Source organism: Leptotrichia massiliensis (assembly GCF_900104625.1).
Classification (GTDB): Bacteria; Fusobacteriota; Fusobacteriia; order Fusobacteriales; family Leptotrichiaceae; genus Leptotrichia; species Leptotrichia massiliensis.
The window spans coordinates 1,658,062-1,669,484 of sequence record NZ_FNVZ01000005.1 but is presented as its reverse complement, the minus strand read 5'-3'; the positions used below and the strand labels follow the sequence as shown (position 1 = coordinate 1,669,484).

At 36.0% G+C, this 11,423-nt stretch carries 8 protein-coding genes, 1 tRNA gene and 2 rRNA genes; 3 read left to right on the top strand and 8 right to left on the bottom strand.

Translation table 11 applies throughout. The features are described 5' to 3' along the window. Positions 1-68: 68 nt before the first annotated feature. From BQ5344_RS11940 to BQ5344_RS11930, 3 genes are all read left to right on the top strand, one after another. Positions 69-2,974 (top strand): 23S ribosomal RNA (locus BQ5344_RS11940). Positions 2,975-3,035: 61 nt separating this feature from the next. Next, positions 3,036-3,148 (top strand): 5S ribosomal RNA (gene rrf / locus BQ5344_RS11935). Between the two features lie 15 nt (positions 3,149-3,163). Next, positions 3,164-3,240: transfer RNA gene (locus BQ5344_RS11930), tRNA-Asn, on the top strand. Between the two features lie 163 nt (positions 3,241-3,403). Here BQ5344_RS11930 and sufU read toward each other — a convergent pair. From sufU to metF, 8 genes are all read right to left on the bottom strand, one after another. Then, positions 3,404-3,844, bottom strand: coding sequence for a Fe-S cluster assembly sulfur transfer protein SufU (gene sufU / locus BQ5344_RS11925; protein WP_071125477.1), 441 nt, complete (start codon positions 3,842-3,844; stop codon positions 3,404-3,406). A 41-nt stretch (positions 3,845-3,885) separates the two neighbouring features. Continuing rightward, entirely contained in the window at positions 3,886-5,091 is a 1,206-nt protein-coding gene (locus BQ5344_RS11920) for a SufS family cysteine desulfurase (RefSeq protein ID WP_071125476.1), read from the bottom strand. A gap of 84 nt (positions 5,092-5,175) precedes the next feature. Beyond that, positions 5,176-6,303, bottom strand: a complete 1,128-nt coding sequence (gene sufD / locus BQ5344_RS11915) for a Fe-S cluster assembly protein SufD (protein WP_071125475.1) — start codon at positions 6,301-6,303, stop codon at positions 5,176-5,178. 41 nt (positions 6,304-6,344) lie between these two features. Then, positions 6,345-7,757 carry a Fe-S cluster assembly protein SufB gene (sufB, locus tag BQ5344_RS11910; protein ID WP_205408005.1) on the bottom strand — a complete coding sequence of 471 codons (1,413 nt, stop codon included), beginning with the start codon at positions 7,755-7,757 and terminating at the stop codon, positions 6,345-6,347. Positions 7,758-7,785: 28 nt separating this feature from the next. Next, a complete protein-coding gene (gene sufC, locus BQ5344_RS11905; RefSeq protein WP_021768329.1) occupies positions 7,786-8,532 on the bottom strand; it encodes a Fe-S cluster assembly ATPase SufC in 747 nt (248 codons plus the stop codon). Positions 8,533-8,786: 254 nt separating this feature from the next. Continuing rightward, a complete protein-coding gene (locus tag BQ5344_RS11900; RefSeq protein ID WP_071125473.1) occupies positions 8,787-9,320 on the bottom strand; it encodes a HEAT repeat domain-containing protein in 534 nt (177 codons plus the stop codon). 147 nt (positions 9,321-9,467) lie between these two features. Continuing rightward, on the bottom strand, positions 9,468-10,280 hold the full coding sequence (pdxK, locus tag BQ5344_RS11895; RefSeq protein WP_021768331.1) for a pyridoxine/pyridoxal/pyridoxamine kinase: 813 nt from the start codon (positions 10,278-10,280) through the stop codon (positions 9,468-9,470). A 141-nt stretch (positions 10,281-10,421) separates the two neighbouring features. Then, positions 10,422-11,297 (bottom strand): methylenetetrahydrofolate reductase [NAD(P)H], encoded by an 876-nt coding sequence (metF, locus tag BQ5344_RS11890; RefSeq protein WP_071125472.1) that lies wholly within the window; start codon positions 11,295-11,297, stop codon positions 10,422-10,424. Between the last annotated feature and the right edge of the window lie 126 nt (positions 11,298-11,423).

The window sequence follows — 11,423 nt, the reverse complement described above, 5'->3', positions numbered from 1 at the left end:
TTTAGGACAATGGGAAATGAATAGTAGGTAAAAGATTACAATGAAACTAGAGTAAAAGTTATTCTGGATAAAAAGCTAATAAGGGCACACGGAGGATGCCTAGGCAACAACAGCCGATGAAGGACGTGATAAGCTGCGATAAGCTGGGAGAAGATGCACATAATCGTTAATCCCCAGATTTCCGAATGGGAAAACCTGCATGTCTGGAGGACATGCGTGAAAACGGTAAGCCCGTGAACTGAAACATCTAAGTAACGGGAGGAAAAGAAAGTAAAAACGATTCCCTAAGTAGCGGCGAGCGAACGGGGAAAAGCCTAAACCGTGCCAGTGCCAAGCGGACAGCATTGCTGGCACGGGGTTGTGGGACTTCCATTAACGGATTGTCATAATGTTTAAACTGTATGTATGTAAGTAGAATCAGCTGGGAAGCTGAACCAAAGAAGGTGATAGTCCTGTAGAACATAAAATACATATAGTGACTGGAAGCACCCGAGTAGCGTCAGGCACGAGGAATCTGGCGTGAATCAGCGTGGACCATATCACGCAAGGCTAAATACTGTTGTTGACCGATAGTGAAGAGTACCGTGAGGGAAAGGTGAAAAGAACCCTGAGCAAGGGAGTGAAATAGAATTTGAAACCGTGTGCTTACAAACGGTAGGAGCACTTTATGTGTGACTGCGTGGATTTTGGTTAATCATCCTGCGAGTTATGATTAGTGGCAAGGTTAATAAAGTGGAGCCGAAGGGAAACCGAGTCTTAATAGGGCGTTAAGTCGCTAGTCATAGACGCGAAACCTAGTGATCTAGGCCTGTCCAGGCTGAAGCTGAGGTAAGACTCAGTGGAGGGCCGAACTCACCGCCGTTGAAAAGTTGGGAGATGAGGCAGGTCTAGGGGTGAAAAGCCAATCGAACTAGGAGATAGCTCGTTCTCTCCGAAATGCATTTAGGTGCAGCCTTGACGTTAAGATATGTGGGGGTAGAGCTCTGTATGGTCTAGGGGGCGTACTGCTTACCGAAATCAAGCAAACTTCGAATACCATATATTAATAGTCAGGAGTGAGTCCGCGGATGACAAGGTCCGCGGACGAGAGGGGAACAGCCCAGACCGCCAGCTAAGGTCCCTAATTATGTCTAAGTGGGAAAGGAGGTGGATATTCACAGACAACCAGGAGGTTGGCTTAGAAGCAGCCATACCTTAAAAGAGTGCGTAATAGCTCACTGGTCGAGAGTATCTGCGCCGAAGATGTAACGGGGCTAAGACATAAACCGAAGCTGCGGAGGCGTGTAAACACGCCTGGTAGGAGAGCGTTCTGTAGGCCGTTGAAGGAATGCCGTAAGGCCATTCTGGAGGTATCAGAAGTGAGAATGCAGGAATGAGTAGCGAGAAGGCGGGCGAGAATCCCGCCGGCCGGAAGTCCAAGGTTTCCAGGGGAAGGTTTGTCCGCCCTGGGGAAGTCGGGACCTAAGCATAAGCAAAATTGTGATGGCGAATGGAAAACAGGTTAATATTCCTGTACCACTATTATCGCTTGAGAGACGGAGTGACGCAGGAAGGTATGTGAGAAGACTGACGGAATAGTCTTTCTAAGGGCGTAGCATGGACACGCAGGAAAATCCGCGTGTCTAAATGTGAGACCTGATGGGGAAGTGCATTAGCATAAGTCACAGATCCTACACTGCCGAGAAAAACTTCTATCGATGAGAAATAGTGCCCGTACTGTAAACCGACACAGGTGGACAGAGTGAGAAACTTAAGGCCGACAGGATAACTCTAGCTAAGGAACTCTGCAAAATAGCCCCGTAACTTCGGGAGAAGGGGTGCCTGATATACTTGAGAGGAGAAACACCTCAAGGGGAAACAGGCCGCAGTGAAGAGTCCCAAGCAACTGTTTACCAAAAACACAGGTCTATGCTAAGCTGAAAGGCGACGTATATGGGCTGACACCTGCCCAGTGCCGGAAGGTTAAGAGGAGGATTGAGAGATTCGAATTGAAGCCCCGGTGAACGGCGGCCGTAACTATAACGGTCCTAAGGTAGCGAAATTCCTTGTCGGGTAAGTTCCGACCTGCACGAATGGTGAAATGATTTGGGAGCTGTCTTGGCTGGAGACCTGGTGAAGTTGTAATGTCGGTGAAGATACCGACTACCTGCAGTAGGACGGAAAGACCCCGTGGAGCTTTACTGTAGTTTGGCATTGGGTTTTGGCTGTGTGTGTATAGGATAGTTGGGAGACTGTGAAGTTAAGGCGTCAGTTTTAACAGAGTCGTCGTTGGAATACCAACCATATGCCGTTGAAATTCTAATCTGGTAACGGAGACAGTGCTAGATGGGCAGTTTGACTGGGGCGGTCGCCTCCCAAAGAGTAACGGAGGCGTTCAAAGGTTCCCTCAGGCTGGATGGAAATCAGCCTAAGAGTGCAAACGCATAAGGGAGCTTGACTGCAAGACTGACGGGTCGAGCAGGTACGAAAGTAGGAGTTAGTGATCCGGCGGTTCCGTATGGAAGGACCGTCGCTCAACGGATAAAAGCTACCCCGGGGATAACAGGCTGATACTTCCCAAGAGTCCATATCGACGGAAGTGTTTGGCACCTCGATGTCGGCTCGTCTCATCCTGGGGCTGGAGAAGGTCCCAAGGGTTGGGCTGTTCGCCCATTAAAGAGGCACGCGAGCTGGGTTCAGAACGTCGTGAGACAGTTCGGTCCCTATCCACTGCAGGCGCTTGAATACTGAAAAGATCTGACCTTAGTACGAGAGGACCGGGTTGGACAGACCTCTGATGTACCAGTTGTCACGCCAGTGGCATGGCTGGGTAGTCACGTCTGGAACGGATAATCGCTGAAAGCATCTAAGCGAGAAACCGACTTTGAGATGAGTATTCGCAGTATCCATGGAGAACACATGGTTGATAGGCCAGAGGTGTAAGTGCAGCAATGCATTCAGCTGACTGGTACTAATATTACATCTGCTTTTTAATTAATCTTTTACTACTACTATTTATTTCTCATTGTCTTAACTTGACAATTTAGTTTTTAAAGTTTGGTGATGTTAGCAGCAGGGATACACCCGGTTACATTTCGAACCCGGCAGTTAAGTCTGTTTACGCCTACGATACTTGGATTCGTCCCGGGAAAATAGGTAGTTGCCAAACTTTTTTCTTTTGTGTGTCTCCGTAGCTCAGCCGGTTAGAGCATCTGACTGTTAATCAGAGGGTCGTTGGTTCGAGTCCAACCGGGGACGCCATTTTTTTTGTTAAAAATATTTAAAAATATTTAGATTTCCTATACTTTAGCTTAATTTTTAATTTTTTCTAGTAATAAATTCTTGTGTTTATTTGACATTTTTAGTAAAGAAATAATTATAAATTTTTTGGTCTAACAAAAAAGGCTGTTTTAACAGCCTTTTTCTATTTTTCACTTTTCTCTACAATTACTTTTAATGAATGCCAGCTAAGTGTCGCACATTTTACTCTTGCAGGCATTTGAGCCACATATTCCATAAGAACAGCATCTCCTAATTTTTTGCTTTCTTCACTTGTCAATTTTTCTTCCTGCTTCATCATTTTGAAAAACAAATTTACTTTTTTCTTTGCTTCTTCCATTGTCTTCCCTTTTACCAAGTCAATCAGCATAGCCATAGAAGCCGTTGAAATTGCACATCCGCTTCCAATAAAAGCGGCATCTGTTATTACTCCGTTTTCATCAGTTTTTATTTCAAGCGTCAAGTCATCCCCACAGTTTGGATTATGTCCACGTTCTGCAAATGTCGGATTTTCAATTTCACGGTTTAGTTCCTTACGTCTGCTATATTCGAGTATTGTCTGCTGATATATTTTTTCTAAATTCATATTAAACCTCCTTTTCAAATTTTTTCTTTTATTTATTTTTCCTATAATTCAAAAACTTCCTTCACTTTTAAAAGCACTTCTATCAGTTTATCAACATCCTCTTCATTGTTGTAAATGCTAAAACTCGCACGACAGCACGAAGGCACTCCTAAATACTTCATTAAAGGCTGTGCACAATGATGTCCTGAACGAACTGCCACATTATACGAGTCAAGTATAAATGCCACATCATGAGAATGCACATTTTTTACATTAAAGGCAATAATTCCAGCACGCTCAACATATTTTGTAAAATATGTTTCCACAAAATCTAGCTTTTTCAATTTTTCTAAAGCAATTTCCGTAAGAGAATTTTCAATTTCATTAATTTTCTCATAACTTATTTCTTCAATAAAATTAATTGCTTCTTCCAGAGTTACTGCCCCTTCCACATTTTGAGTCCCGCCTTCAAACTTATTTGGAAGTGGTGCAAACGTTGATTCCTCCTCTGTTACAAATTCAATCATATCTCCGCCGTATAAAAAAGGCGGCATTTCGTCAAGAATATCCTTTTTCCCATACATAACTCCAATTCCCATTGGTGTAAATAATTTATGTCCTGAAAATACAAGAAAATCCGCATCCAATTTTTGAACATCATGTTTAAAATGCAGCATCGACTGTGCAGCATCCACAAGAATGCGTATATTTTTATTTTTGTTTCGTGCAATTTCAATAATTTTCTTTATGGGCTGAATAACTCCTGTAACATTTACCACAGCGGAAACAGCTACAAGTTTTGTTTTATCTGACAATTTATTTTCAAAATCTTCAATATCAAATTGCCCATTTTCAGTAAGGTACACAAATTTTATCTTAGCATTTTTCTTTTTAGCGACAAACTGCCAAGGGACAATATTTGCATGATGATTTGAAATTCCTAGAATTATTTCATCATTTTCATTTATAAATTCCATTCCGTAAGAATAGGCTATTAAATTGATTGATTCAGTTGTACTTTTTGTAAAAATCACTTCTTCAGGATATTTTGCATTAATAAACTTCTGTACAGTATTTCGTGCGTTTGCCATCAAGCTTGAGGCTTCCATGGATAAAGTATGCGAACCACGCCCTGGATTGCCGTTATATTTTTCATAATATTCCATAATTTTATCCAGCACTCTTTTTGGCTTTTGTGAAGTTGCCGCTGTATCAAGATAGTGATTATTTCTATTCTTAAATATTGGAAATTCTTTTCTGTAGTCCATTTTTCCCTCCTTATACAATTTTACCCACAAGCAATAAAAATTATATCACTTTGTGGGTAATTTTTCAAATTCATATTTTTTATTTTAAATTCTTCTTTCCAGTTCTTCAAATAATTTCTCTCTTAACTTTTCGTCATCGATGTTATCCATTATTGGACGGAATGAAGATTCTACTATTAATTTTTTTGCTCTTCCTTCAGAAAGTCCACGGCTCATTAGATAAAATAATTTTGATTCATCAACTTTTCCGACAGAAGCAGCGTGTTCTCCGATAACATCATCTTCGCTACAGAATAATGTTGGAATAGAGTCAGCCTTTATTTTATCATTTAATAAGATGGCAAATTCTCCTTCACGCCCTTCAGACTTGCTCGAACCTTGCTTAAAGTAAAGGTTTCCACGAAATACTTTTTTAGCCGTATCTTTTACAGCCCCTCTTCCCTGAAGTTCCCCAACTGTTCTACGTCCACGGAATACTACTGAATACTCCAAGTCCAGCTTTCTATCCTCATCAGCAAGGTATGCAGGCCATACATAAACTTCTGATGAATCTTCTTCAAGATAAGATTTATGACTTATCGCATTAATCTTTCCACCTAGTTCAACACTGTAATATTGAGTTTTTCCTTGACCCAAAGTTTCAATTTTTGATGACTCAAAATTAGAACTTTTTGTATTTAAAGTTTGTATTTTTATAATTTTTACTTCTGCATTTCTTCCAGTGAACACTTTTATAATTCCATTATGATAAACTGGCGTATCATCTTCTGAATCATAAGTAATAATTACTGTAACTTTTGCAAAGTCTTCGACTTCAATAACATTGTAGTCAACTAGAAAATTATTTTCTTTATTTGCACGATAATTTAAGTAAATTGGCTTTTCAATTTTTTTTCTTTCAGCAATTTTTAGGTACTTCCCTTCATTACAAAAAGCAAGATTCTGTGTCTTAAAAAAGTCTCCTAGTCCATATTCATTATCATTTTTTAATCTTTCCAGCTCATCTATTGAGTCACTAATATTTTTTATAGCAACTCCTTCTTGATTTCCATGCTTTATTTCTAGATTATTAAATTTCTTAAATGTTTCAGGCTCTTCGTATTGATAGCCTACTCTTGTCCAATTAACTTTTTCAAGCTTTTTATATTGTTCAAACTTTTTCAGTCTGTATTCACTATTTTCAAGATTTTGTATGCTTGATTTTTCTAACATTTTTGCTCCTTCCATTTTTCAGCAATTTGAGTTTTGCCTGTTTATCCGATTGTTCCTTCCAGCTCCAGCTCTATCAATTTATTAAGCTCTACAGCATATTCAAGCGGAAGCTCCTTAGAAATTGGCTCAACAAATCCTCTTACAATCATCGCCTTTGCTTCATCTTCGCTTATACCTCTTGACATAAGATAAAATATTGCTTCGTCGCTTATTCTTCCGATTTTTGCTTCATGTCCAATATCTACGCTATCATTATTTATATCAATTATTGGTATAGTGTCTGATGTTGATTCATTATCCAGCATTAATGATTCACATTCTACTGTTGATCTTGCTCCAGTTGCTTCTGGCAATACTTTTAAAAGCCCTCTATAAAATGCTGTTCCTCCATTTTTGGAAATTGATTTTGAATGAACTGTCGAACTTGTCTGTTTTCCTTGATGAACAATTTTACATCCTGTATCCAAATATTGTCCAGCTGCTGCAAATGTAACTCCTGTAAATTCACATCTTGAACGATCGCCTTTTAGAATACTCATTGGGTAAAGCATCGAAACTCTTGATCCAAATGATCCAGAAATCCACTCAACTACTCCATCATCTTCCACTATTGCTCTTTTTGTATTAAGATTGTACATATTTCTTGACCAATTCTCAATTGTTGAATATCTTAATCTTGCCCCTTTTCTTACAAATAATTCAACCGCTCCCGCATGCAATGCATTTTTTTGATATTTTGGAGCAGAACATCCCTCGATATAATGCAAATCAGCTCCTTCGTCCACAATAATAAGCGTATGCTCAAATTGTCCTGCTTCAGGTGCATTCAATCTAAAATATGATTGTAAAGGCATATTTACCTTTACTCCTTTTGGAACGTAGATAAATGATCCTCCAGACCATACTGCTCCATGTAATGCCGCAAATTTGTGATCATTAACCGTAATTAATGTCATAAAATATTCCTTTAGCATATCTTCATATTCTACCATAGCAGTTTCAATATCTGTATAAATTACACCTTGTTCTTTCAATTCTTTATGAATGCTGTGATAAACTACTTCCGAATCATATTGTGCTCCTACTCCTGCAAGTGACTGCTTTTCAGCCTCAGGAATTCCAAGTCTGTCAAATGTATCTCTTATATAGCTTGGTACATCATCCCAGTTTTCATTCATAGGTGCCGAATCAGGTTCTAAATAATGCACAATATCATTTACATCAAGATCTGATAAATCTGGACCCCAGTCAGTCATAGGTTTTGAATTGTAAACTTCTAATGCCTTTAATCTAAATTCTCTCATCCATTCAGGCTCATTTTTTCTTTCTGAAATTTTTTTGATAATTTCAGGAGTAAGTCCCTTTTCAGCCTTATATTTATAATGTCCTTCGTCTTTTATATCATAGACACCACGTTCAATATCTGCAACATATGTTTTTTTTCTATTTTCCATTATTCCCACACTTTCTATTCTGTATTAATTATAATCCTAATTCTTCCTTCATTTTAGCATAACCATCTTTTTCAATGCTTTCAACTAATTCTTGCCCACCTGTCTTAACAATTTTTCCATTCATCAAAATATGAACAAAATCAGGCTTTAAATAATCCAGCACTTTATCATAGTGTGTAATTATAAGTAAAGCTGTATCTTTAGTCTTTAATTTTTGAACACCTTCAAATACAACTTTTGTAGCGTCAATATCAAGTCCAGAATCAGTTTCATCCAGAATAGCCAATTTTGGCTCTAAAACTGCCATTTGTAAAATTTCATTTTTTTTCTTTTCTCCACCAGAAAATCCAACATTTAAGTGTCTATCTGCATATTCGGGATTAATGTGAAGTTTTTCCATTTTTTCTACTAGTTCATTGTGAAATTGCATTAAATACTGTTTTTCACCAGTAACAGATTCTTTTGCTGTTCTCAAAAAGTCTTCTACTGTAAGTCCCGGTATTTCTTCTGGATATTGAAATGATAGGAAAATCCCTTTTTTAGCTCTTTCGTCAACAGCATCTTCATTAATATTTTCTCCATCCAAAATAATTTCCCCATCAACAAGCTCATGTTTTGGATGTCCCACAAGAATACTTGCAAGTGTAGATTTTCCTGCTCCATTAGGCCCCATAATTACATGAACTTCTCCTTTATTTATAGTCAAGTTCAGTCCTTTTAAGATTTCCTTCCCCTCTACTTCAGATTTTACGTTTTTCAATTCTAACAAACTCATGTTAATTTTACCTCCAAAATTTTTCTAAATATATCTAATATTTCACCAAACTTAATCGAATCAAAAATTTGAGTGAAACATATCAATTTTTAATTATTTCATAAACTGATTTTATCATAAATTTATTTGTTTATCAAATCAAATTATACTTATATATTTTATCAAAAAATTGTAATAAAATCAATTGTGAAAATAATTTATTTATATTTTTCTATATAATAATTTTTATTTTTTACATACAATAATCTATTTTTTTAATCATCTTTATTTAAAAAATCACATCTTTCCAACTGCTCCATTGCATGTTTCCTTATCATTTCTTCATCACTCTGCAACAGTGATTCCAGCTTTTCTTTCGCCTTAGGCGTATTAATATCTCCCAAAGCAAAACAGCATTTTCTCACTAATGCAAAATTATCATCCCAACTATATTTTTCAAAATTTGAAATTGCCAGTTCGTATATACAGTCTATTGTAGAAGGTAGCTCCATTTGTTGGAGATAAAATACTATATCTTCATGTTTTCCATGCCATTCTTCTTTTGTTAATTTGCATAAAATATCAACAAATTTTTCACTGTATAATTCGAACATGTAAATTGCTGAAATTAAAATATATACGCTGTCTCCATTTTTTTCATTATATGCTTTTTCCAACTCTGTTTTTATATACTCTATTCTTTCATCATCATTTTTTAAAAATTCCTTTTGTAATTGTTGAAAACTTATTTGTTTTTTATATTTTTTCCACATCAAATTTTCCAATTCTTCAAGACTATTTTTTCCCATTATTTATATTCTCCTATTTGATTTTCAGATAAAAAAATGTTGCATTTAATATTGCAATTTATGATAAGTTAAAATTTTACAAAAAAAGTATCCTCTTAAACACCTACTCCAAAGAGAATACTTTTTAAAATATATTTTTATTATTTATTATTTTAAAGCAAATGCCTTATGATTTAAAGGCCCAGTATAGTCGTTTAATTTAAAGGACTGTTTCAAGGCTTCTGTGATTAATTTTTTTGTAGTGGAGACTGCTTCGCTTACTGTGGAACCTTTTGCCAGTTCTGCTGTGATTGAGGCGGAGAAAGTACATCCTGCACCATGATTCCATTCTGTATCAATTTTTTCAGATTCAAAAAATTCAAAATCTTTTCCATCGTATAAGAAATCAATTGATTTTTCTCCAGCGAAAAATTTTCTTCCTTTTATAACAACATTTTTTGCACCTAAGTCACATATTTTTTTAGCCGCTTCCTTTGCTTCCTCAAGCGTGTCAATTTTTTCCATTCCAGCTAACTGTGCGGCTTCAAATAAGTTTGGAGTAACAACAGTTGCGTAAGGCAATAAATGATTTTTCATGGCAACTACATTTTCTGGGAAAAGATTTTCAGTAGAGCCGCTGCTCACTTTGCATACCATAACGGGATCTATAACAACTGGATTTTTACAATTTTTTAAAATAGAACCTACATATTCAATAATTTCAACTGTAGGAAGCATGCCAGTTTTTAATGCATCCACTCCAATTCCATTTACAACTGTATCAATTTGCTCTTTTATAACATTCAATTCAATTGGAAAAACTTTGTGAGCCCAGCTATTTTTAGGATCCATTGTAACAATAACTGTCAGAGCGTTCATTCCATACACTCCTCTTTCCTGAAACGTTTTCAGATCCGCCTGTATACCAGCTCCTCCGCTTGTATCAGATCCTGCAATTGTTAATACTTTTTTTATAGACATTTTGTTACCTCCTGTTTTATATTTTAATTATTTCAGTTTCAAATTATCAATAACCCTTGTTTTTATAAAAAATAATATGATAAAAACATCTATACAATCAAAATATTTCAAAAATTAATTTGTTAAATAAATATTTAAAATTTATCTTGCAAATTCAATATTTTTCATAATTTCCTTTGCTATTTCAGGTTTATTCATTGTATAAATATGAATTCCCTTGATTCCATAAGCCAATAATTCTATGATTTGCTCACTTGCGTACATTATTCCAGCCTTTTTCATAGATTCTGGATTATCTCCGTATTTTTCCAATAATTTATCTAATTTGTGAGGTACAGAGCATTTTGACAGCTCTATAATTCTTTTTATCTGCTTTGCATTTGTAACTGGCATAATTCCTGCAACTAAAGGTACTTTTATATCTAGTTTTTCTGCTTTTTCCTTAAATTTTATAAAAATATCATTATCAAAGAACATTTGAGAAGTTAAAAAATCTGTTCCAGATTCAACTTTATTCTTTAAATGAAAAAGATCAACCAAATCATTATTTTCATAGTGAGTTTCTGGATAAAACGCACCACCAATTGAAAAATCATCAAATTCACTGTTTTTTCTCAAGTCACTAATCAGTTCAGAAGCGTACTTATAATCGCCCTTGTTATAAATATCTTCTGTTTCTCCTTGCGGAACATCTCCACGAAGTGCCAAAATATTTTTTACATTTTTACTTTTTGCTTCCTGCAAATAATCATGAATTTCGCTTTTCTTACTTCCAACACAAGTTAAATGAGCCAAAACTTCTGTTTTCAAATTATTTTTAATGTGAGAAGCCATTTCAATAGTCCCACCTTTAGTTTGACCGCCTGCACCGTATGTAACGCTAATAAAATCAGGCTTGCATTCAACCAGTTCAGCCGTCACCTCTTTTAATTTCTCTTGCGAAAAATTTTTGTTTGGTGGAAAAATCTCAAAGGAAATAAGATGCTCCTTCTGTTCAAACATATCTTTTATTTTCATTAAAACCTCCTATATTAAAAAATTTTATCTATTTATTACTATTTTTCAAATTTTATCTATTTTTAACCAATTCTTCTATATTGTACTACAAAAAATTGGTTTTGTAAATTTTTTAACTATATATTT